The sequence below is a fragment of the Bacillus sp. ms-22 genome (assembly GCF_009759805.1).
Lineage (GTDB): Bacteria > Bacillota > Bacilli > Bacillales > Bacillaceae > Bacillus > Bacillus xiamenensis.
On sequence record NZ_CP046653.1, the window covers coordinates 2,015,605 to 2,039,315 of the forward strand.

Annotated in this window: 18 protein-coding genes and 2 pseudogenes; 15 read left to right on the top strand and 5 right to left on the bottom strand. The window is 43.2% G+C overall.

What is annotated here, in order from left to right:
• From GPA07_RS10570 to GPA07_RS10585, 4 genes and pseudogenes are all read left to right on the top strand, one after another.
• Entirely contained in the window at positions 1 to 918 is a 918-nt protein-coding gene (locus tag GPA07_RS10570; RefSeq protein WP_071169101.1) for a hydroxymethylglutaryl-CoA lyase, read from the top strand.
• Position 919: 1 nt separating this feature from the next.
• Positions 920 to 1,702 carry an enoyl-CoA hydratase gene (locus GPA07_RS10575; RefSeq protein WP_157292508.1) on the top strand — a complete coding sequence of 261 codons (783 nt, stop codon included), beginning with the start codon at positions 920 to 922 and terminating at the stop codon, positions 1,700 to 1,702.
• An 18-nt stretch (positions 1,703 to 1,720) separates the two neighbouring features.
• Entirely contained in the window at positions 1,721 to 3,244 is a 1,524-nt protein-coding gene (locus GPA07_RS10580; RefSeq protein WP_157292509.1) for an acyl-CoA carboxylase subunit beta, read from the top strand.
• 15 nt (positions 3,245 to 3,259) lie between these two features.
• Positions 3,260 to 5,193 (top strand): annotated as a pseudogene (locus tag GPA07_RS10585) (AMP-binding protein).
• Between the two features lie 83 nt (positions 5,194 to 5,276).
• On the opposite strand, the gene cysI reads toward GPA07_RS10585, so the two are convergent.
• The 3 genes from cysI to GPA07_RS10600 all read right to left on the bottom strand — a co-directional run bounded on the left by cysI (position 5,277) and on the right by GPA07_RS10600 (position 10,658).
• A complete protein-coding gene (cysI, locus tag GPA07_RS10590) occupies positions 5,277 to 6,995 on the bottom strand; it encodes an assimilatory sulfite reductase (NADPH) hemoprotein subunit (RefSeq protein ID WP_157292510.1) in 1,719 nt (572 codons plus the stop codon).
• 32 nt (positions 6,996 to 7,027) lie between these two features.
• Positions 7,028 to 8,839 (bottom strand): assimilatory sulfite reductase (NADPH) flavoprotein subunit, encoded by a 1,812-nt coding sequence (locus tag GPA07_RS10595; protein ID WP_071169105.1) that lies wholly within the window; start codon positions 8,837 to 8,839, stop codon positions 7,028 to 7,030.
• 391 nt (positions 8,840 to 9,230) lie between these two features.
• Entirely contained in the window at positions 9,231 to 10,658 is a 1,428-nt protein-coding gene (locus tag GPA07_RS10600; RefSeq protein ID WP_008361592.1) for an aldehyde dehydrogenase family protein, read from the bottom strand.
• A 211-nt stretch (positions 10,659 to 10,869) separates the two neighbouring features.
• On the opposite strand from GPA07_RS10600, the gene GPA07_RS10605 reads away from it, so the two are divergent.
• From GPA07_RS10605 to GPA07_RS10615, 3 genes are read left to right on the top strand one after another with little or no spacing between them, the layout of a single operon-like run.
• Positions 10,870 to 11,295 carry a DMT family transporter gene (locus GPA07_RS10605; RefSeq protein ID WP_008361590.1) on the top strand — a complete coding sequence of 142 codons (426 nt, stop codon included), beginning with the start codon at positions 10,870 to 10,872 and terminating at the stop codon, positions 11,293 to 11,295.
• A gap of 13 nt (positions 11,296 to 11,308) precedes the next feature.
• The gene (locus GPA07_RS10610; protein WP_008361588.1) at positions 11,309 to 11,995 is read left to right on the top strand and encodes a Crp/Fnr family transcriptional regulator; all 687 of its coding nucleotides are present in this window, start codon (positions 11,309 to 11,311) and stop codon (positions 11,993 to 11,995) included.
• 21 nt (positions 11,996 to 12,016) lie between these two features.
• Positions 12,017 to 12,502, top strand: a complete 486-nt coding sequence (locus GPA07_RS10615; RefSeq protein ID WP_008361586.1) for a DMT family transporter — start codon at positions 12,017 to 12,019, stop codon at positions 12,500 to 12,502.
• A 10-nt stretch (positions 12,503 to 12,512) separates the two neighbouring features.
• Here GPA07_RS10615 and GPA07_RS10620 read toward each other — a convergent pair whose 3' ends face one another.
• Positions 12,513 to 13,919 carry a phospholipase D-like domain-containing protein gene (locus GPA07_RS10620; protein WP_008361584.1) on the bottom strand — a complete coding sequence of 469 codons (1,407 nt, stop codon included), beginning with the start codon at positions 13,917 to 13,919 and terminating at the stop codon, positions 12,513 to 12,515.
• 258 nt (positions 13,920 to 14,177) lie between these two features.
• On the opposite strand from GPA07_RS10620, the gene GPA07_RS18840 reads away from it, so the two are divergent.
• Positions 14,178 to 14,333: a hypothetical protein gene (locus tag GPA07_RS18840; RefSeq protein WP_332835463.1), complete on the top strand. Its 156-nt coding sequence runs from the start codon at positions 14,178 to 14,180 to the stop codon at positions 14,331 to 14,333.
• On the opposite strand, the pseudogene GPA07_RS10630 reads toward GPA07_RS18840, so the two are convergent.
• Positions 14,322 to 15,894 (bottom strand): annotated as a pseudogene (locus GPA07_RS10630) (MDR family MFS transporter). The gene GPA07_RS18840 and the pseudogene GPA07_RS10630 overlap by 12 nt on opposite strands.
• A gap of 170 nt (positions 15,895 to 16,064) precedes the next feature.
• On the opposite strand from GPA07_RS10630, the gene GPA07_RS10635 reads away from it, so the two are divergent.
• From GPA07_RS10635 to GPA07_RS10665, 7 genes are all read left to right on the top strand, one after another.
• Positions 16,065 to 16,484, top strand: coding sequence for a MarR family winged helix-turn-helix transcriptional regulator (locus GPA07_RS10635; RefSeq protein ID WP_051009131.1), 420 nt, complete (start codon positions 16,065 to 16,067; stop codon positions 16,482 to 16,484).
• A gap of 181 nt (positions 16,485 to 16,665) precedes the next feature.
• The gene (locus tag GPA07_RS10640) at positions 16,666 to 18,702 is read left to right on the top strand and encodes a BglG family transcription antiterminator (RefSeq protein WP_071169110.1); all 2,037 of its coding nucleotides are present in this window, start codon (positions 16,666 to 16,668) and stop codon (positions 18,700 to 18,702) included.
• Positions 18,703 to 18,717: 15 nt separating this feature from the next.
• Complete coding sequence (locus GPA07_RS10645; protein ID WP_071169111.1) at positions 18,718 to 18,984, top strand: PTS sugar transporter subunit IIB; 267 nt, start codon at positions 18,718 to 18,720, stop codon at positions 18,982 to 18,984.
• Positions 18,985 to 19,009: 25 nt separating this feature from the next.
• On the top strand, positions 19,010 to 20,272 hold the full coding sequence (locus tag GPA07_RS10650; RefSeq protein ID WP_008361573.1) for a PTS ascorbate transporter subunit IIC: 1,263 nt from the start codon (positions 19,010 to 19,012) through the stop codon (positions 20,270 to 20,272).
• A gap of 17 nt (positions 20,273 to 20,289) precedes the next feature.
• Positions 20,290 to 20,982 carry a D-allulose 6-phosphate 3-epimerase gene (gene alsE, locus GPA07_RS10655; RefSeq protein WP_157292512.1) on the top strand — a complete coding sequence of 231 codons (693 nt, stop codon included), beginning with the start codon at positions 20,290 to 20,292 and terminating at the stop codon, positions 20,980 to 20,982.
• Between the two features lie 186 nt (positions 20,983 to 21,168).
• Complete coding sequence (locus GPA07_RS10660; RefSeq protein ID WP_008357791.1) at positions 21,169 to 22,209, top strand: LacI family DNA-binding transcriptional regulator; 1,041 nt, start codon at positions 21,169 to 21,171, stop codon at positions 22,207 to 22,209.
• A gap of 219 nt (positions 22,210 to 22,428) precedes the next feature.
• Positions 22,429 to 23,685: an ABC transporter substrate-binding protein gene (locus tag GPA07_RS10665; RefSeq protein ID WP_157292513.1), complete on the top strand. Its 1,257-nt coding sequence runs from the start codon at positions 22,429 to 22,431 to the stop codon at positions 23,683 to 23,685.
• The last annotated feature ends 26 nt before the right edge of the window (positions 23,686 to 23,711 follow it).

Here is a 23,711-nt window from a genome sequence, read left to right on the forward strand (position 1 = left end):
ATGGCATTACCAAAAAGCGTGCTTATTAGAGAGGTCGGTCCGCGGGACGGACTGCAAAATGAATCCGTTTGGCTGGACACAAACGAGAAGCGAACGTGGATTGATTTACTCGCAGCAGCCCAGCTCCCTTATATTGAAGTCACATCATTTGTCCATCCGGCATGGGTTCCAGCCTTAAAAGACGCCAGAGAACTAGCCCAATCATTAAACAAAAAAGACAAGATCACCTATGCTGCACTCATTCCCAATGAAAAAGGCTTAGCTCATTTTTTTGAAGCAAACCTTGATATCGGCGCTATGTTTGTCTCATCGAGTGAAACACATAACAAAAAGAATATGAATCAGTCCATACAGGAAACGCTTCCTGTGATCAAACAAATGACAGCCGATTTAAAAGCAGAGGGGCGAAAGACTCGCGCATATCTTTCTACCGTGTTTGGCTGCCCCTATGAAAAACAAGTGCCAATGGACCAAGTGCTGCGATTAACGGAATACCTGCTCTCATGCGGCATTGATGAAATTTCTCTCGGAGACACCATTGGAGAAGCTCATCCGCTGCAAGTAGAAAGACGGTTGGACATTTTGCTTGAACGCTTTCCCGCCGATAAAATCGCTCTACATTTTCATGATACAAAGGGGATGGGCCTTGCGAATATTTATACAGCATTAAAGGCGGGCATTACGATATTTGATGCCTCTAGCGGCGGGCTTGGCGGCTGTCCATATGCACCTGGTTCCAGCGGAAATGTAGCGACAGAAGACGTCGTGCATATGTTACACAAACTGGGGATTGAAACAAATGTCGACTTTCCCAGGTTGATCCGCGCGGCCGAATGGATTGAAGCAAAGGTAGATCGAACCCTGCCTAGTCACTGCTTACATGCATTTCACTCTCACTACTTGATAAAGGATGAATGACATGGAGGAATTGATTCAATATTCAATACAAGATGAACAGATCGCGATCTTGACCTTAAATAGACCCAAACAAGCCAATTCTCTATCAGCTGCTATGCTGGAGGAAATCAATCAAACCATTCAAGAAATCAAACACGATGAAAACATCCGCTGTTTGCTCATGACTGGAGCTGGCGCTAACGTTTTTTGCGCAGGAGCAGATTTAAAGGAACGACGATTCATGACTGACGAAGAAGCAAAACAGGCCGTCCTAACCATTCAGCAAACCTTTACAGAAATTGAATCATTACCTGTGCCTGTCATAGCCGTCATCAACGGACACGCACTTGGCGGAGGTCTTGAGCTTGCGCTAGCCTGTGATCTCCGCATCGCAAGAGCGGGTGCAGCACTCGGCTTGCCGGAAACAGGACTAGCCATCCTGCCGGGAGCAGGGGGCACGCAGCGTCTTCCGCGCCTGATCGGCATCGGTAAAGCAAAGGAGCTTATCTTCACAGGCACTTCTTTACGAGCAGAAGAGGCCATTCATATTGGGCTGATTGAGCATATCTCTTTCGCAGATTCACTCATGAATGATGCCATCGCACTCGCAAAGCAAATGGTCAAAAATGGACCAATTGCCTTAAAAGAAGCAAAACAGGCCATTCAATCTAGCCTTGATCACGATTTACAAACAGGTTTGACGAAAGAACACGAAGCCTATCTGCGGCTTATTCATACAGAAGATCGAATGGAAGGTCTCAAGGCTTTTCAAGAAAAACGAACGCCTCATTACAGAGGCAAATAGCAAGAAAGGGGAATGCTCATGATCCAGGAATATGAATTAAAAAAACAGCGAATTGAAAAGGGCGGGGCTGAACGATATCATCAAAAAAACAAAGAAAAAGGAAAATTGTTTGTCCGGGATCGCCTCCAATTGTTATTAGATGAGGATTCTTTTATTGAAGATGCCATGTTTGCAGAGTGTCAAGATGACCATTTGCCAGCAGATGGTGTTGTCACAGGGACAGGGCGGATGCATGGGCAGACCGTTTGTGTCATGGCAAATGACTCTACTGTTAAAGCAGGGTCGTGGGGCGTCAAAACAGTAGAAAAAATCATTAGAATACAGGAAACAGCCGAGAAGCTTAATTGTCCCATGCTCTATTTAGTCGATTCTGCTGGTGCAAGGATTACCGATCAAATCGCGATGTTTCCAGGGAGAAGAGGAGCAGGTCGCATTTTTTATAATCAAGTCAAACTGTCTGGACGTATCCCGCAAATTTGTTTACTATTCGGCCCGTCTGCGGCTGGTGGTGCTTACATCCCTGCTTTTTGTGACATCGTCGTCATGGTTGAAGGAAATGCTTCCATGTATTTAGGCTCTCCCCGAATGGCTGAAATGGTGATTGGAGAAAAAGTATCACTCGAAGAAATGGGCGGGGCGAACATGCATTGCAGCATTTCTGGGTGCGGAGATATATTAGCAAAAACAGAGGAAGAGGCCATTCAAATCGCACGTGATTATTTAACCTACATGCCTGCCAACTATACGGAAAGACCAAAAAGGAAAGCCCCAATAGCGCCTAAACCATCTGAAATCTCACTCCAAGACCTCATACCTAAGGGACAGAATACCCCTTTTGATATGTATCAACTTATTGATTTGCTCATTGACGAAGGGTCATTTTTTGAAATCAAAAAGCTGTTTGCTGCAGAGCTGATCACAGGCTTTGGGCGAATAGACGGTCAGCCTGTCGGTCTTATTGCCAATCAGCCAAGAGTGAAAGGCGGCGTGTTATTTCATGACTCCGCAGACAAAGCCGCTAAGTTTATTCAGCTGTGTGATGCTTTTCATATCCCACTGCTCTTTCTTGCTGATATACCGGGATTTATGATCGGAACAAAAGTGGAACAGGCTGGCATTATTCGGCATGGAGCAAAAATGATTTCCGCTATGTCAGAGGCGACCGTACCGAAGATATCTGTCATTGTACGTAAAGCATACGGAGCAGGTTTATATGCGATGGCAGGACCAGCCTTTGAACCGGATTGCTGTCTCGCTCTTCCATCTGCCCAAATTGCTGTTATGGGCCCAGAAGCCGCTGTCAATGCTGTCTATGCGAATAAAATTGCCGCACTCCCTCCAGAAGAGAGAGCCGCATTTATACAAGAGAAACGCAAAGAATACCAGGAAGATATGAATATATACGAGCTTGCCTCCGAAATGATCGTCGATGGCATCATTCCATTTGACCGTTTAAGAGCTGAACTGTGTCATCGCCTACAAGCCTATACATCAAAAGAGATGACATTTACGAGACGAAAACATCCGGTCTATCCGGTCTAAAGGGGGGGCGTCCTCATGATGAACCTAAAACCAGCATGGATACCGAAAGAGCAGATGATCAAAAAAACACGTCTTGACCAATGGATGAAGTCTCTTGGATTTTCTACTTATCACGCATTCTATCAAGCCAGTATCGAGCGCACAGATTGGTTTTGGAGAGAAGCCGAAAAAGCGGTCGGTATTCAGTGGAAAGAGCCGTATGAAGCGGCATTAGGGAAGCATTCATTTATGTGGCCAAACTGGTATAAAGGCGGCATATTAAACATGACTGAAACGGCCGTGGACAAATGGGCAGAGAAAGAAGAAACGAAGCATCAACCCGCCATTATTTGGAGCAATGAAGCAGGTGAAGAAAAGAGGTGGTCATTTCTCCAGCTGCAGGAGAAAGTCAATCGTCTTGCAGCTGGCCTTTTAAAGGAAGGGCTTCAAAAAGGGGATGTGGCCATTATTTATATGCCGATGCTTCCTGAAACGGTTGCCGTCATGCTTGCCTTTGCGAAGATTGGTGTCATCTTTAGTCCCGTCTTCTCAGGCTATGGAAGTGAACCTCTCGCTGTACGTATTCGCGCATCAGGTGCATCCATTGTCGTCACAGGAAATGAAATGACGCGCCGCGGAAAGACGATCAACATGCGAGAATGTGCGGCGGATGCAATCAAAAAAACAACAACTGTGCAAACAGTCATTGTGCACACTTCCTCTGATACTGGATATCAAGATGACATCAAACTGAATGATTTGTTGAACGAACAGCCGATAGCCCGAGCGGCTTATGTCACAAATGAACACCCGCTTATGATCTTGTACACATCAGGCACAACTGGCACACCAAAAGGAGCTGTTCATACACACGCAGGATTTCCTGTCAAAGCGGCATTTGATGCCGGTCTATGCATGGATGTTGCCACAGGAGACCGGCTGTTCTGGCTGACAGATATGGCTGGATGATGGGGCCATTTCTTGTCTTTGGCGGTTTGATCAATGGAGCCGCCATCGTTTTATATGACGGCGCCCCCGATTATCCAAATGAACAGCAGCTCTGGTCATTCATCCATCAGCAGAAAGTTACTCATTTTGGACTTTCGCCTACATTTGTTCGTTCTGCGATGCAGCAAAACATGGAAGGGGTCCATCTGCCGCATGTCAAAGCCATCATTTCTACTGGCGAACCTTGGAATGAAGCGCCGTGGGAGTGGTTATTTGACACCATCGGTCAAAGGAAGATTCCGATCTTAAATTATTCAGGAGGAACCGAGGTGTCTGGAGGAATTGTCGGGAGTACGCTGCTTCGTCCAATCAAACCGATTCTCTTTAATGCGGCGATCCCAGGAATGGCGGCAGATGTGTATAATAAAGCCGGACAAAGCGTGATAAATGAAGTAGGAGAGCTTGTTGTGAAAAAGCCATGGGTCGGCATGACATGTGGTTTTTGGAACGAGCCGGAGCGTTATGAAGCTGCGTATTTCAAACAGTTTGACGGCGTATGGACACACGGTGATTGGGTCATGCAAACAGAGGACGGAGAATTTCATATCACGGGCAGATCGGATGATGTTATAAATACAGCAGGCAAACGTGTCGGTCCAGCTGAAATTGAATCCATCCTTGTTGGACATCCGGCTGTGCACGAAGCTGCTGTAATTGGGGTAAAGGATGAGGTGAAGGGAGAAGCACTCGTATGTTTCATCGTAACCGGTTCACACACTTTTGAAGAAGTCAAACTCATCCAAGAGCTTTCAGCACATGTTGGTACACATGCCGGAAGAGCGCTCACACCAAAAGAAATTCATCTCATTTCTGCTTTACCGAAAACAAGAAACGGAAAAATCGTCCGGCGTTTACTAAAAGAAGCGTATGAACACAGGCCTTCACCAGACCTTTCTTCACTAGCCAATCCAAATATATATAAACGCATCTCTGAATATTTGAAAAGCAAACAGCAAACATAGAAAAGAAGACAAAGGGCTAAAATAAAGATCATTTTAGCCCTTTGTCAACAATCTTAGACAGGAAGGAAGGACTCCTGTCTTTTTTATTGCACATGAAAATTCGTTCCATCTGTTGTTTCTTTGACAATTCCTGCCCGAATGACAAAATCACCGAAATGTTCATTTTCTTCTCGTTCTTTTGCGTAGCGGGGAAGAAGAGAACCAAGTTCTTTTAAAATGTCTTCCTCACCCACATTTTCACGGTACAGTTTACTTAACCTGCTGCCGTCGAATGCAGCGCCAAGATACATATTGTATTTACCAGGTGATTTCCCGATAAAACCAATCTCACCTAAAGCATGACGAGCACAGCCATTTGGACATCCAGTCATTCGGATCGTAATCTCTTTATCACTTAATCCATTTTCTTCGACAATCTCATCAATACGATCAATCAAGCGCGGAAGGTAGCGTTCTGCTTCTGCCATCGCTAAGCCGCACGTTGGCAGTGCCACACAAGCCATGGAACTGCGGCGCAGGGCAGAATGCTGCTTGCCATCTGATAAACCAAATTCCTGAATCAGCTTCTCAATCTGTTTCTTTTTATGAGTTGTCACATTTCCAATGATCAAGTTCTGATTTGCGGTTAAGCGGAAGTCACCTGTATGAACCTTGGCGATTTCACGAATGCCTGTCATCAGCGGATAATCATCATAATCTGTGATGCGCCCGCCTTCTACAAACATCGTATAATGCCATCTGCCATTAATGCCTTTCACCCAGCCATAACGGTCACCGTTATGATCAAAATGATAATCCCGTGCGTCTAAAAGAGTAAACCCAAGGCGACGCTCAAGCTCTTCTTTTACATTCTCAAGGCCGAGGCGGTCTACTGTATATTTAAAGCGGGCATTTTTTCGCACGGAACGGTTTCCATAGTCTCGCTGAATGGTGATGACTTGTTTGGCAATCTCCACAACCTGCTCAGGTGTGCAAAAGCCGATCACCTTTGCAAGCTGAGGGTAGGTTGCTGTATCACCGTGAGTCATACCCATTCCGCCGCCAATTGCGACATTAAAGCCGACCAATTGCTCATTTTCGATGATCGCAATGAAACCTAAATCCTGTGAAAAGACATCAATATCGTTAGCAGGAGGGACCGCCACACCAATCTTGAATTTTCTTGGTAAATAAAGCGGACCGTACATCGGCTCAACTTCCGTATCAAGCGTTGCCGCTACCTTTTCTTCATCAAGCCAAATTTCATGGTACGCTCTTGTTTTCGGAAGCAGGTCATCACTTAATTTTTTCGCCAGCTCGTACACATCCTGGTGCACTTCTGATTGATAGGGGTTGGATGTACACATGACATTCCGGTTCACATCGCCGCAAGCAGCAATCGTATCAAGCATAGTTGAATGAATGTCTTGAATGGTCTTTTTCATGTTCCACTTTAAAATACCGTGCAGCTGAAAGGTTTCACGAGTTGTCAGCTTTAACGTTCCGTTACCGTATTTGTGAGCAAGCTCATCCATTACAAGCCACTGCTTGGATGTAGCGATTCCGCCAGGCAGGCGCACGCGCAGCATAAATTGATAGGCTGGCTCAAGCTTTTGTTTTTGCCGTTCATTTCTGAGGTCACGATCATCCTGTAAATAGCTGCCGTGGTGCTTCATCAGGCGGTTGTCATCATCAGGAATTCCCGCTGAAATCGGATCAAGCATCACTTCCTTTAACGTACCCCGTAAATAATCACTTTTTTCTTTGATTTCCTCTACGTCGCTCGGAGGTCCATCCGGCGCTGTTAATGCTGTCTTCACCATGTCGTAAAAGCTCCTTTCTTTCAAGCATCAAATCAATATACGTCACGCTGATAGCGTTTTTGCTGCTGTAAGTTGGCAAGATAGCTTTCTGCTTTCTCTTTGCTCATTGCACCTTCTTCTTGAATGATCGATAGAAGGGTATTGTGGACATCATGTGCCATATGCTTTTCATCTCCGCAAATATACACATAAGCACCTTGCTCAAGCCATTCGAATAATTCTTTACTGTGTTTCTTCATTTGGTGCTGGACATATACTTTTTCCTCTGAATCTCTTGAGAAAGCCACATCCATCTTCGTTAAGACGCCATCTTTTAACCACTTTTGCCATTCTGTTTGGTATAAGAAATCCGTCACAAAGTGCTGATCACCGAAGAATAACCAAGATTTTCCGTTTGCGCCGATTTCCTCGCGTTCCTGCATAAATGAACGGAAAGGGGCGATGCCTGTGCCTGGTCCCACCATAATGATCGGAGCATCAGGATCTTGAGGAAGTTTAAAGTTTTGGTTGTGCTGAATATAAACAGGGATCGTATCACCTGGCTGCAAGCGTTCCGCACATAAAATCGAGCAGACACCTTGACGTTCTCTCCCGTGTGCATCATATCTGACTGCACCTATCGTCAAATGAACCTCATCCTCATTTGCTTTTAGACTGCTAGCAATCGAATAAAGGCGTGCAGGAATTTTTCTTAAAATAGACGTAAAATCGGCTGCTGTTCCTTCAAAAGGACCAAAATCACGAGCCGCATCTAATAAGTCTCGTCCTTCTATATACTCTTTGAGCTTTTCTCCATTTCCTTCTTCTAAAAGGTCATGCAAGGCTTCACTTTTCGTCAATGAAGCGAGCTTTTGAAGAAGAGGCTTTGTTAAAACTGTAATCTCAAAATGCGAGGTGAGGGCTTCTTTTAAAGGAAGAGTATCACCGTTTTTATGAACGGTTACGACCTCCTCTGGATTCCATCCGCATGTCTTGATCAGTTCATCCACAAGCGCAGGATCATTTGTTGGGTAAATCCCAAGACTGTCACCTGGCTCATAAACAAGGCCTGATCCTTCAAGAGAAAGCTCTAAATGACGGGTTTCTTTGTTAGAGCCTCGGCCATTTAGGTTGATATTTTCAAGGACTTCAGCATAAAAAGGATTCGTTCTAGAATATTCTGAAACGGTTTGACTGGCTGCTCCCGCTGCTTCTTGTGGTGATGATACAGCTTCACCTTCACTTAGAGAAGAAGTCACACCTTGAAGCCATTCAGAAAACGGCTCATCATAATCAAGATCACAGTCTACCCGGTCAAAAAGGCGCGTTCCGCCAAGCTCTTTTAGGCGCTCGTCAAATTCTTTCCCCGTCTGACAGAAGAATTCATATGAACTGTCACCTAATGAAAGGACAGAAAAGCTTAAATGATCAAGCTTTGGTGCACGTCGGCCGTGGATATATTCATGGAACGAAAGGGCGTTATCAGGCGGATCTCCCTCGCCATGTGTGCTGACGATAATCAGTAAATTGTTTATTTTTTTCAGATTATTCGGTTTAAAATCGGACATAGAAGAAAGCGTCACTTGAAAGCCTTTCTCTTCAAGATGCTGCGCTGTCTTTTTCGCCAACCCTTCGGAATTGCCTGTTTGCGATCCGTAAAGCACGGTCACATCTTTTTTCACAGGCTGAGCAGATGCCGCGGCAGAAGGAGCCTCTATGACAGCTTCTGAGCCGGCAAGAGCTACCTGTGCTGATAAATAACCAGTAAGCCAAATTTTTTGCTGATCTGTTAAAGTCGGAAGCAGCTGATTGAGTAAATCTGCCTGTTCCTGACTAAACGGACTGTTCAATACATGAAGTTGCAACGATATCCACCTCACAAGGAATATAAACATAGATTAATTCGATAGGAATTATATATATAGGTTCAATTTGAACTTTACCGAAAGTTTGCCATTAAGTAAAATATATAATATTGATTGTCATGATTAAGATTTCTAATAACAAAGGGCATAAAAAAAGGAAAACGGCGATCCGTTTTCCTCAGATTGTTGACAAAGGGCTAAAATGAACTTGATTTTAGCCCTTTGTCTTCTTTCCAGCGTGACATGAAAACCTTTGCAGTCTAGGAAGGACGAGTACCGGCGCGGAGCGAATTTGACATTCGTGAGCACCGGCACGCAGGACTGACAAAGAATGCGAGGGTTTGTCTACACGCTGAGGAAAACGGCGATCCGCTTTCCTTTTTTATCTGACTTACGCCGTTGGAAGTCCCATTACAGCTTTGACTTCTAGATATTCCTCGATACCGAAATCTCCCCATTCTCTGCCAATACCTGATTGCTTAAAGCCGCCAAATGGGGCAAAGTAATCTGTTTCGGCATTGTTAATGGTGATTTGACCAGCACGAATGTGTTCAGCGACGTATTTTAATGTCTTTTCATCTTTGCCAACCACATACCCAGCAAGACCATAAACTGTATCATTAGCGATTTCAAGGGCATGGTCTAGGTCCTGATACGTAATGACACTCATCACCGGTCCAAAAATTTCTTCTTGGGCAATGGTCATATCATTTTTCACATTTGTGAAGATCGTATGCTTTGCAAAATAGCCTTTGTCTATGCCGTCCGGCTTTCCAGTTCCCCCAGCAAGCAAGGTCGCACCTTCTTCGATTCCTTTTTCAATATATGACTGCACAGTATCCCATTGTTTTTTGGAGACAAGCGGGCCAGTGGCGTGATCTTCTCTCGGATCACCTACAGTAAACTTCGGCAGAGCCTTCAGCAGTGCTTTCTCAAATGTCTCCTTCATTGATTCAGGAATCAGTACACGTGTAGCTGCGGAGCATACTTGACCTGTGTTCATCGCAATATGATGAACGGCCGTTTCTGCTGCTTCATCCACATCTGCATCGTCTAAAACGATAAGAGGGGATTTCCCGCCAAGCTCAAGCGCGACTTTCTTAATATCTTCAGCAGCGTTTTCCATTATTTTAGAACCGACTGCACCTGAGCCTGTAAATGAAACAAAATCAATATCGGGATGTGAGCTAATGCCATTCCCAATGACTTCACCTGTTCCATTCACTAGGTTAAAGACGCCTTTAGGCACACCTGCTTCATCAATAATTTCTGCAAGAATCATTGCTGCAAATGGTGTAATTTCAGCAGGTTTTAAGACGACTGGTGATCCTGCCGCAATGGCACCAGCAATTTTCAGTGATGTTTGGTTTGTTGGAAAATTCCATGGTGTAATGAGTCCACTGACACCAATTGCTTCTTTTATAATTGTATGTCCACCGCGGTCTTCTGTAAATGTATAGGACTTAAGGGCTTCCGCAGCTTTAGAGAAGTGTTCATGCCCCATTTTGTAATGAACCTCTTCTGATACTTTAAGCGGTGCACCCAGCTCTTGTGTCATGACTTCGACTAGTTCATCCTTACGCTTTTCGTACCCGCGCACAATGTTTTCCAGCATCTCTACTCGTTCATGTCGAGATGTTTTTGAGAATGAAGGGAAGGCGGCACGAGCTGCTTTAACAGCCTTATCTAAGTCTTCCTTCGTTCCTAAGCTAATTGTGCCAATGACTTCCTCTGTAGCAGGATTGATGACTTCCGTCGTTTCGTTTCCTGTGGATGCTACCCATTCTCCATTCATAAAGTGTTTCTCTTGATTTCTCATTTTGACATGTCTCCTTTTTATATGTGATTCAATCCTATATTCTGTTTTCAGCTGATATAAAACTGTACCCACTGTGAAAAATCTAAAACGAAGAAACTGCATGAGAAAAAGTTTCTGATATAATACGCAAAGTGGGACATATGTCCTTTTCAACCTCGGGGCATCTATCATTTAATGGAACTAGACAGAAAAAGAAGGAGCATTTGAAAGAATGAAAGGTGTTATTTTCGCATTATTAGGAGGCGCATGTATTACATTACAAGGCGTAGCCAACGCAAGAATTAGTCAAGATATCGGGACATGGCAGGCGGCAACAATCACGCAGCTAACAGGGTTTATTCTCTCTCTATTCATTTTACTCATCGTTCGAGATGGCCACTTTTCGGAATACAAAAAGGTGAAGCCGCTCTATTTAATTGGCGGCGCATTTGCAGCCATCATTATTTTTAATGAAGTCACCGCTATTCAAATGATCGGCGTCACGCTCACCATCGCCGCCTTACTCATTGCACAGCTTGCATTTACCTTTGCAATTGATGCAAAAGGATGGTTTGGTGTTCAGAAGAAAAAAATGAAATGGCCTCATTATGCAGGGATCCTTTTAATGGTTGCAGGCGTCATCATTTTAAAGCTATAAAGGAGGGCATCAAATGGAGGAGCTTCATCATGAATCTCTTTTTTCCTCTTATATCAAAGCGCATCAATTACAGAACGTTTTTCACAAGAACTTCATGTCACATGTGAGCTTATGGCGCTATCAGCAAGGTGAGCTGATTTGCTCAAAAGGAGATAAGAGGGAGTACTTGTACTTGTTAGTGAAAGGAAAATTAAAGATTTTCACCACCACAAAGGAAGGAAAAACCTTTATTCTTTGCTTTAAAAACCCTCTTGAAGCGATTGGAGATATTGAGTACGTTCAACAGACAGATATGGTCAATACAGTCGAAGCCGTCACAGAAGTACATATGCTAAGAATTTCCCATCAAGCACTCATGCGACATGCGAAGGACGACCCTCGCGTTTTAACCTTTTTGCTAAAAGGGATCACAAACAAATTTTATATAAAATCAAACGATTTAAGCTTCCACCTTCTATATCCTGTGGAGGTCAGACTCGCAAGCTATCTATTGTCTGTTCTAACAAGTAATGACGGCGCCCTCACACGCCCGCTTCGTCTCACAGATGCCGCGAGCTTAATTGGAACGAGTTATCGTCATATTAACCGGGTCATTCAGCAATTCCAAGAAAAAGGACTGATTGAAAGACGAAGGGGAAAGATTACGATTTGTGACCAAAAAGGACTTTTAGAAATAGCGGAGCACAACATTTATGAATAGAAGAAACGAAGGGATTTATATATGATCATAGGCATAATATTAGCTGTCACTGCTGGGGCACTAGTCAGCTTACAAACCATTTTTAATAGTAAAGTCAATGAGCATACAGGCTCTTGGTCAACAACGACACTCGTTCTTGGTATGGGTTTTATCGCTTCCCTCCTGATGGGTTGCTTATTAGAAGGAACAGGCATGTTTCAATTAAGACATATGGAAGCCTGGTACTGGGTAAGCGGGGCGATTGGGGTCGGGGTGGTCATCTGCCTTGTTCAGAGCATCAAACGTCTAGGACCCACTTATGGGATATCAATTGTTCTCACCTCACAGCTAGGATGCGCGCTTTTATTTGATTCGCTTGGCTGGCTTGGGTTAGAGAAAGTAGAATTTACATTTACAAAACTATTAGGTGTCCTTGTCATCGTTGCCGGAATATTGGTCTTTAAGCTAACCAAGCTTGAAGCAGCAGACGAGGAGCAGACGCAAGAAAAAGGGCTGCCACAAAAGTAGCTGCCCTTTTTTAAATCAATCGTCTCCATAAAACAGTGATCGTGGATAACCCAGTTAAAAGGAGCCTTTTCATGAAAGGCTTTTTTTTCTGCCCATAGGCGCTCGTTTTATATTCTGTTCGGTCTTTTGCTACAAGAACACTATACGCGATTTTCCGCTCAATGGCCTCCGTAAGAGATAACGCAAAGGGGGCACTATCAATGACCAAAATCGACTCCGTATTTAAAAAACTAGATCTCGCATCCAAATTATAGGTTCCGATCATACTTAAATGATCATCAATCACCATCGATTTTGCGTGAATTGAATACGGACCTTCATATTCATACAAATGAACACCCGTTTTCATCAATTCCTTTTTTGTGCTTAAATACCCTGCAAATGCTAAAGGGTTTGGTGTGGCTGTAAGGGAATTCGTCACAATCGTCGTTTGAATACCACTAGGTAATGGAGTGAGGCCGTCTTTCATTGGACGTGTCGGTATGACATAAGGCGTCTGGATGAGAACAGAACGCTTTGCCCGGTGAGCGAGATCGTTTAACTTTTTTAGTACGAGAGGGCGTTTATTCAAGCGTTCCACTGGATTTGTGAAAAAGGCCAGCTGTTTCGCCGCAATGGCATCTTTTGCCCAATCGAATGTGGACATCACAAAAGGTTCTTTTGTGCGAAGGGCTTCTTGATAAGATCTAAGCAACTGTTTCCTTAGTTTTTTCCCTTTTTTCGCTTTTGCCTTGGAAAAGACATCTTTCGTTTTTTTCGTAAAATCATGATTCCATAAATAAACGAAATACTGTTCCATTTCATCTAATACTTTTCCCTTTTGGGCGTTGTAGAGCAGCACATCGCGGTCATAAGCAAAGTCTTTCGGCGGCTGATCTGCAAAGTATTTATCACCGATATTCCTACCGCCCATGACAGCGACTCGTCCATCTGCCAAAAGCAGCTTATCATGCAGGCGGTTATGCCATGTCCATGGCTTAAACAAACGAAAGGGCTCATAAAATCGAATGGCCATATTCGGATGATCCGCCACAGCATAGCGCAAATGCTTCAGCGGTCCACGAAGGCTGTGGCAAATGCCATCTAACAATAACTGAACTTTCACTCCTCGATCAGCGGCTTCAATTAAAGCACCAAGTACCCATTCAGCCGTTTTTCCCTTTTGAATGGAATAATAACTCAAACGGATCATCCTTTTAGCCTCACGAATCATTTGAATTCTCACTTGACCCGATTCAAACCCGTCATCAAGGAGCATCACTTGATTTGTGCCTTGGTCGTCTCCTGAAATAGAAGAGGCTTTATAGATGCATTGGTCTTTACATGTTTTTTGAAACGGTAAGTAAAACAAAACAAATGCGGTCAAAAATACATATACCACATATAGAACAATCAGAAAAAACAAGAGATGAAGCATGGTGATCAATTCCTTTCACACAGACAGTTCTTTTTCTTATCTTATGTTAAAAACAAAATTTCACTCATGCTGCCTTTCTAATGAAAATACAGAAAAAAAGAATCATCTTGTTTTTACCGGCCATTTAATTATAGGATGAAATGATCAAGGGGAATCGCATTGAATGAACCATTATTTAACATTCCAAGTGATGTGTATCAAACGTGAAGTGAAACAGAACGTTATTTACTGCATGATATTCACCAACATTTAGAGGATATCTCCACCTTATCTATCGTCACATTAAGTGAAAGAGCCAACGTGTCGACAGCTACGATTGTCAGACTGATGAAGAAAATTGGATACAACGGCTATGTCACATCTAAAATACGAATCGTTGGCAGCGAAGGAAAAGCCCATCTTTTATATCAATAAGAAGAAAAAAAGCAGAGCCCCATCGCTCTGCTTTTTCATCTTATTCGCTTTCTTTCATTTCATTTGATGTACGTACTCGTGCATTTCCCATGAATACGACCGTTATCGCTGCAAGTGCAATTGGGAATAAAGCAATCATAAATACATACGTAATACTTTGTGACATCGCATCAATGACCTTATTTAAAATATCAGGTGGAATTTGTGAGCGGGCACCCTCTTGAAAAATGGCTTGCGGATCGCCAACTTGAGAAGAGGCTCCTTTCATCCCGCTAAAGGCATCTGCTAATCGATTCGTCAGGACATTGGTTTGAATCGTCCCAAAGATCGTCACACCTAACGTCATCCCAAGTGATCTCATAAACGAATTGGTAGAGTTGGCACTGCCACGGTAGCGCGGAGAGAGATCATTCATTGAAGCAGATGGCAGAAGGGAGAAGCTAAAACCAACGCCAAACCCTGATATCATCATAAAGAGTGTAAGCCACAGCCTTGCTGTATCTGGCGACATGTTAGCAAGCAGCAGCATCCCAGCAAAAAATGAAATCACAGAGATCGTCATCAATCGTCTAAAAGGTACTTTCGTCTGCATTATTCCGCCGATCATACTGCCAATGACTGAACCGATCATCATCGGTGTTAAAATGAACCCGGCACTTGTTGCAGATTCACCGTACACCGCCTGAACGAAAATCGGAATAAAGACAGCTAGAATAATAAACGTCCCGCCATATAAAAAAGCCAAAATTTGAGCTGTCGCAAACAAACGATTTTTAAACATCCAAAATGAAATAATCGGTTCTTCGGCCTTCCGTTCAACGATAAAGAACATGGCACCAAAGACAACAAACACAGCAAATAGTGTCAGGATTTGAATAGAATCCCAAGCATAGGATTTACCGCCAAGCTCAAGTGCGAACATTAAACTCACAACCGCCACAACAAGCGTAATGGCGCCTGACCAGTCGATTTTCTGCTTACGATGCTCAAGCGATTCCTGATAAAATTTAGCGATCAAGAACACACTGACGATACCGATTGGCACATTAATATAGAAAACCCAATGCCAGCCGATTGAATCTGTAATAATAGCACCTAAGAGCGGGCCTAACACACTTGACAGGCCAAATACTGCACCAAACATACCGGACATTTTCCCGCGTTTTTCAGGCGGAAAGATATCAAAGATAATCGTGAAAGCGATCGGAAGAAGTGCACCGCCTCCAAGCCCTTGAATGGCGCGGTAAATAATGAGTTGATCCATCGTTTGTGCGATGCCGCACAGCGCAGATCCAATTAAAAAGAAAATAAGTCCAAACAGAAAAAAACGCTTTCGACCATACATATCTGAAAGCTTTCCATAAATCGGCATTCCGGCCATCACTGCCACCATGTAAGAAGCGGTTACCCAAGCAAATTTATCAAAACTGCCTAAATCTGCTACAATGCTTCCCATCGCTGTTGCGACAATGGTGTTGTCCATTGCTGCCATAAAAATGCCTAAAAGCAAACCGATCACAACAAAGCGAGTGGATGCCTTGCCTTTATCTACAGTATTCATTTCATTTACCTCCTGCTTACGTTCTCTCCTTTTTTTTGCTATGATCAACTTAATTATAAAGTAAGAGAACATTTATCTTGATGATCAAGATAAATTGATTTTAAAGGGAGGAGTACAAGTTGTCAATAAAGAACGAGGCAGAAGAGCGAGCGGACCAGATCATTCATACGATGAGGCGCCTTGCCACACGAACGGTTCTATTCCACCAAGCGGCCGCTCAATCGCTCGGCCTTTTTCCAACAGACCTCAAATCAGCCGATTTGTTAAACGAACTCGGACCACTCACAGCAGGTGAATTAAGTGAAAAAACAGGTCTTAGCTCAGGTGCAGTCACCGCTCTTATTGACCGGCTTGAAAAAGCTGGCTACGCCAAAAGAGAAAAGGACCCAAAAGACAAGCGAAGAGTCATCATTGTTCCACTAACTGCGGGGAAATCACAGGTGAAGCAGCTATTTTTATCCTTATCGGCATCAACCAAAAAGCTCACAAACGAATACAAGCCAGAAGAATTAGATTTAATCATTCAATTCATTTCCCAAACAGCAGATATCATGGATCAAGAGCTGCAATTGCTCAAATCTAAATCGTAACAAAGCACACTCATGCTGGTGTGCTTTTTTGATGGAAAAAAGAGCACCCAAAAGCTGCACAACACTGGCTGAAGACATTTGGACTTCTTTGACGCATGTGAGTTGATTAGACTTATAACCAAAGGGAAGAAGGGAGGGATTCCATCTGTATTTAACCAAAAGGGGCACCACTTTATTATCAATGCTGCTTCACACAACATCTTATCTATCAATAGAAGATTTACAAAATCGACTGAATGTCTCTACTCGTACCGTCTACTCTGAAATCAAACGCATGAATAGCTGGCTGGAAACCCATCAGCTTAGCAGCGTCCAGCGAAAAGATCAACTGGGCTACTATTTACACCCACATGAGAAAGAAGCGATTATCCAAAAAGCTGACACCATTCTCGTCGGTCATGACTATGAACCATGTGTAAAGGAAAGACGTGCGATCTTGCTCTTATCCATTGCATGCAGTGAGAAACGCCTCAGAATTGATGATTTTATGGAGATGACAAAGGTAAGCCGCAATACACTGCTTGAAGATATGAAACAGTTAAAAGAAGCACTTTCCAAACAGCAGCTCACACTCCACTATCAGGCGGCAAGCGGCTATTTAATTTCCGGAGAAGAAAGAGCCATTCGATTGGCGATGAAGCCTTATATTCATTTCATTCGCACCATGATAAAGAATGAAAAAACATTTCCAACGTTTTGGTTAAAGGGCCCTATATCACATAAGAGATTACACCATCTCCTCCAACAATCAGAACAAGATCTTAAGCTCGAGTTTGCAGATGACATGCTGGATCAGCTGTCTTTGGATCTCTTTTTCTACTTCAAACGAATGAAGCTAGGACGTGCTGTACACATTTCAGCGGAAGAAAAACGTACTTTGCAGGAAACAGATGAATGCTTGGCAGCTATTCGTTTCATGGCGCAGATTCAAAAAGAAACCAGTCTTTTTGTTCATGATGATGAAATCTATTTTCTTAGTACGCTATGGCTCAGTGCCAAAAAACAAAAACTTCCATCAAGTCAAAAAAAAGAAGAGCATCTCATTCGTACCATTGCCAGACAAATGATCTTTGACTTTCAGCGCTATGCGTGTATTTCCTTCCAAGAACTAGAAGCCTTGGAACAAAACTTAACCATGCATTTAATTCCGGCCTATTACAGGCTCATCTATCACATTGATATCATCAATGAATTAACAGATTCTATTAAACAGGCACAGCCAGAGGTGTTTGACATCACTCAAAAGGTTGCATGCCATTTAGAGAAGGCGACCTGTTCAAAGATGAGCGACCATGAAATAGCCTATGTGGCGATGCATTTTGGCGGCTGGATGAGAAGAGAAGGGATTTCTTCCATTGCGCGGCGTTCTGTTTACATTGTCTGCGGCGAAGGAATTGGCACAAGTCACATGCTAAAGACGCAGCTTCTCGAATTAATCGGCTACATCGAAGTTCGTGGATTGTTATCAAAACGTTCATATGAAGAATTAACGTCCATTGATGCCGACTTCGTTGTGTCAACAACACCTATTTCGTTTAAAGGAAAACCTATTCATCTTGTTCATCCTATTCTCACTGCCTATGAGAAAAAAACATTGCTTCAATACGGGGAAGGCTCAGAGACTAGGCTTGATGAGCAACATGTGAACGCTTTATTCAACGTGATTCAGCAGCACACCATCGTACAAAATAAAAAAGCATTGCTTCGTAACCTGAAGGAGCTGCTTCATCCCGCATACGTATCCCATCAGAAAGGGTGGAAACCAGTGTTAAACGATTTATTAACAGAAGAAACCATTCAGCTCCAGCAAACAGCAGACACATGGCAGGAGGCCATTACAAAAGCAGCGCAGCCCTTGCTTGATCAAGATGCGATTCAGGAAGGTTATGTGAAAGCAATGATCCAGTCTGTTCATGAAAATGGCCCTTATATCGTGATTGCACCACAAGTGGCCATTCCGCATGCCAGACCAGAGGATGGCGTGAACAAATTAAGCATGTCACTCATGTCATGTAAACAGCCCGTTTCCTTTTCAAAGGATGGAAAAAAGCAGGTTCGGCTCATCATTGTGCTAGCTGCCATTGACAGCATGACCCACCTAAAAGCACTCAAACAGTTGACGATGCTGTTAAGTGAGGAAAAACGGCTGAGACAATTAATAGAAGCAGAGGAATTCACAACGATTCAAGCTCTAATTGATCAATTTTCACAAGTATAAAGGAGGAAAATGAAGATGAAAAAAATTCTTGTTGTGTGCGGAAACGGTTTAGGAAGCAGCTTTATTGTTGAGATGAATGTCAAAAAAGCATTAGAAGAATTAGGACTTTTAGCCGAAGTGGATCATACCGATCTCAGTACAAGCAAAAATGAACAAGCAGATCTCTATATCGGAGCAACAGATATCATCGATCAGCTCGATGACGGCACAAGAAATGTTGCTGGGTTAAATCATTTATTAGACCAGGAAGCCATTAAAGACGTCCTTCGTAAACACATATAAGCCAAGAAAAAGGGGGATTCACAACATGATAGAACTGATCATGAACGATATATTGGGCACACCAGCAATTCTCATCGGTTTGTTTGCACTAGCCGGTTTATTATTGCAGAAAAAATCAGCCGCCGATACTGTATCAGGCACCTTGAAAACAACGATGGGCTTCTTAATATTAGGAGCGGGCGCAACAGTCGTGTCTGATTCACTTGGGGTTTTCAGGAAAATGTTTGAAGCAGCCTTTCACATTCAAGGGGTTGTCCCAAATACTGATGCCATGGCTGCAATTGCCCAAAAGGAATTCGGTACACAGACAGCGCTCATTATGATTTTTGGTATGTTCGTCAATTTGTTACTGGCAAAATTCACACCCTTTAAATACGTCTTTTTAACAGGGCATCATACGCTGTATATGGCTGCTATGCTCGCAGTCGTTCTCTCGACAGCCGGCATGAAAGGGACGCTTCTTATCGCCGCCGGTTCAATCATATTAGGTGCAGCGATGGTCATTGCCCCCGCAATTCTTCAGCCGTTTACAAGGAAAGTCACCGGAAGCGATGATCTTGCGCTCGGACACTTCAGTACGTTCGGTTATTTTACAGCGGGAATGATTGGCAAATGGGTCGGACGCCCAGAGACATCAACGGAAACCATTCAAGTGCCTAAATCACTCGGATTTCTCAGAGATACATCGGTGGCCATTTCAATTACGATGGCTTTGCTTTTCTTTGCTATTGCACCGTTTGCGGGAGTTTCCTTTATAGAACAAATTAGTGGTGGCTCGAATTTTGCTGTCTTCATTCTCATTCAGGCCATTACCTTTGCTGCTGGCGTGTACATTATTTTAGCAGGGGTTCGAATGGCCATCGGTGAAATTGTGCCTGCTTTCAAGGGGATTGCTGATCGCTTTGTGAAAGGGGCGAAGCCGGCACTTGATGCGCCAACGGTTTTTCCATTTGCTCCAAATGCGGTCATCATCGGTTTTTTATGCAGCTTTGCAGGAGGCATCATGTCTATTTTCCTTCTTCCTTTGTTTGGTTTAACTGTCATTGTTCCTGGACTTGTGCCGCACTTTTTCTGCGGCGCTACAGCAGGCGTATACGGCAATGCAACAGGAGGGGTGAGAGGTGCAGTCGCGGGTTCCTTTGTGAATGGCATACTTCTTTCATTCTTACCTGCTTGTTTACTTCCTGTGTTAGGAACTCTTGGATTTGAAGGAACAACTTTTGGGGATACAGACTTTGGCATCATCGGCATCTTCATTGGACTAATCAAGTTTCTATTTCATCTTTAAAAAGGAGGAATCTGAATATGACAGCCATTTTCTCACCTTCACTCATGTGCATGGATTTAACGCACTTCCGTGAACAAATTCACCTTCTGAACACAAGGGCAGACCGTTATCATGTCGACGTCATGGATGGTCATTATGTAAAAAATATGACCTTATCACCCTTTTTCATTGAACAGCTTCGGAAACTGACAGATGTACCGATTGATGTTCACCTTATGGCCGAACAGCCTCAGGACTTCTTAATCGATGCCTGTATTGATGCTGGTGCAACGATGATTTGTTTACATCCAGAAGTTGTGCAAAAAGACGTCTTTCGAATCATTCGGCATATCCACCAAAGAAAGTGCGAAGTTGGCTTTGTGCTAAATCCCGCTACACCAGTTTCGGCATTAGATGCGTTTATTCACTTAATAGACAGAGTGACCATCATGACGATTGATCCAGGGTTTGCCGGTCAGCCTTTTATTAAAGAAATGCTTCCGAAAATTCAAGAGGTGAAAGAAGTAAAAGAGAAGGGGCGCTACTCCTTTTCAATTGAAGTAGACGGTTCTTGTAATGAGAGCACATTCCGATTGCTTGCTGAGGCTGGAAATGAAATCTACATCATCGGCACCTCCGGTTTATTCGGACTACACGAACAACTAGGCACGGCCTGGGAAACAATGAAGCAATTGTTCGCAAAAGAAACCGCCGCAATTAAATCACCTTAGGAAAAAGAGGATGAAATTATCCTCTTTTTTACGCAATTTTACTAAACATACTGCACTCTCATCAAAACATACTCAAAAACTTTACAAAAAAAACGCAAATTTTTAATTGAAAGCGCTTTATTTATGTGTTATTCTTCAAATATCTTTAGTAAACATTTAGTCAAATAAGCCATGAGGAGTTTACCTATGACCACACTCAAAGATATTGCTCATGATGCAAAAGTGTCTGTTTCTACTGTATCCCGTGTGTTAAATGGCGACCAAACGCTTGCCGTTTCACACGCAACAAGACAAAACATCCTCGACATAGCCAAGAAATTAAACTATACCCCAGTAAGAGCAAGAAAAGCCGATCCAGCAGAAGGAAAAAGCCCAACTGAATCCCCGGTCATCGGTGTCGTTGTCGCACAATCCATTGACGAAGAATTAAATGATCCTTTTTTTTCATCCATTCGAAAAGGAATTGAAAAAGAATATGCCAAACGAGGCCTGTCCACGCTTCATACATTTCGTCTGAGGAGCATGGACAAAGGGGAGATGCTAAAGGATATAGACGGTTTGATTGTCATTGGACGAATCAGCCCTGATACAGTTGAAAAAATGACAAATCGCATGGAACACATTGTCTTTATCAATCACTATGCAGATGAAGATTTATATGATTGTGTATATGTGGACTTTGTCAGAGCGGCAGATCGTGCGATTCGCCACCTTCAAGATCTTGGATATACACATCTAGGCTATATCGGCGGGAAAGAGCGAGAGCATTATTTCGAAGGAAATGCGGTCATTGAGGACGAGAGACAAACCACTTTTATCAAAAGAATGCAAGAGGCGGGAAGTCTTCATATGAATGACATCCACATTGGTGAATATTCCATGCAAGAAGGCTATACGCTTATGCAGCAAGCCATCCAGAAAGGAAATCTTCCAGAAGCCTTTTTTATTGGAAGTGACTCGATGGCAATTGGTGCTATGCGCGCTTTACATGAAGCCGGTCTCCGTGTACCTCTAGATGTCTCAATTGTTGGGTTTAATGACATTGAAGCCGCTTCATTTTCAAGCCCGCCGCTCACAACGGTCAAAGTGTATACAGAAGAAATGGGGGAAGTGGGTCTAAAGCTTCTACTTGAGCGGATACACGGAAGAAAAATCCCTCTAAAAGTCGTCGTGCCCACCAAACTGATTGAAAGAGACAGCGCATGCCCAATCCATGAAAGGAGGTGAACCAAAATTTCAGTAAAATAAAAAAAGAGACAAAAAAGCAAAAAGGAATCTGCTAAGCATGATGGCCAGATCATGCTGAAAACAAAGCAGCTTACCGATATGCTTTCTCATCTCTTTGAAAAGAATAGAATTCCAGTATAATGGACTTCTTTTGTTTCCGCAACTGCATGAATTCTACTAACAATCGTCTGAATTTTCAGTGATCAAAAGGAGGAAGCCATGAATAAAAAAATCATGATGCTGTGTACAGCCTTTGTTTTGAGCATTATTTTGTCTGCTTGCGGCAATAACGGCGCGTCTGAAACAAACGGAAAGGTCACCTTGACTCTATTTTCCACGATGAGTAACAGCGGGGAAAGAAAGGCGTTTGAAGAAGTGATTCGTGATTTTGAAAAAGAACATACAAACATCCGAATCGATGCCAATTTCCCTGGCAACAGCTATGAAGATATGATACGCGTCAAAATGGGGGCAAACGATATGCCTGACCTTTTTGATACACATGGATGGGCCAAACTGCGATATAGCGAATATGTGGCAGATTTAAAGGATATGGACTGGGTGAAACAACTTGATCCTTCACTTGATCAGATCTTAAAGGACGAAGATGGCAAAGTCTATGCCTATCCGCTGAATCAAGCAAAGGACGGGCTCAGTTTTAATGCCAATCTATTAAAGAAATACGGCATTGAAGTCCCTAAAACACTGGATGAACTGAGAAGTGCTTTACAAACGGTTAAAGAGAAAAGCAAAGGAGAAGTTGTGCCGCTCTGGATACCAGGAGGAGATAATTCAAATATCGCCCAAGTCTTTGATGAGCTAGCCACTCCTTTATTAATCACCGATGAAAAACATCAATACGGAAAAGACCTTGAGAATGGATCTTTTGATTGGTCTCATTATACGCCGCTCGCACAGTTCATGAAGGAGCTGAAAGATCAAGACCTTTTAAATAAAGATGTTCTCACCGCAAAACTGTCTCAAGCGCCTGAGCTGATGGCGCAAAACAAAATTGCTTTCACCTTTGTAGGAGGATCTTTAGGACCTGAGGCGACAGAACTTAATCAATCGATCAAAGTAGGCACCATGCCCGTACCAGCTATTCATAAAGGAGACAAGCAAAGCTGGATTGGCGGAGAACGATTTACTGTCGCTGCTTGGAAAGACTCAAAACATTTAAAAGAAGCAAAAGAATTCATCGACTTTTTAGCAAAGCCGGAAAACGCGAAGAAAATCGCAGAAGGAACCTCGTCTGAAACAGCCTTAAAGAAAGTGAAAGCCGAAAACTATTACTCTACATTTTATGAGCAGTACGAGCATATCAAGATTGAGCCCTATTTTGACCGGAAATACTTACCAAGCGGAATGTGGGCAGTCATGGCAACAACCGGGCAAGAATTATTAGCAGGCTCCATCACACCAGAACAACTATCGAAGAAAATGGAAGAGGAATATAAGCGCCTGAAAAAACAATAGCAGGCTCATGCTGAAACAGGAGTGAG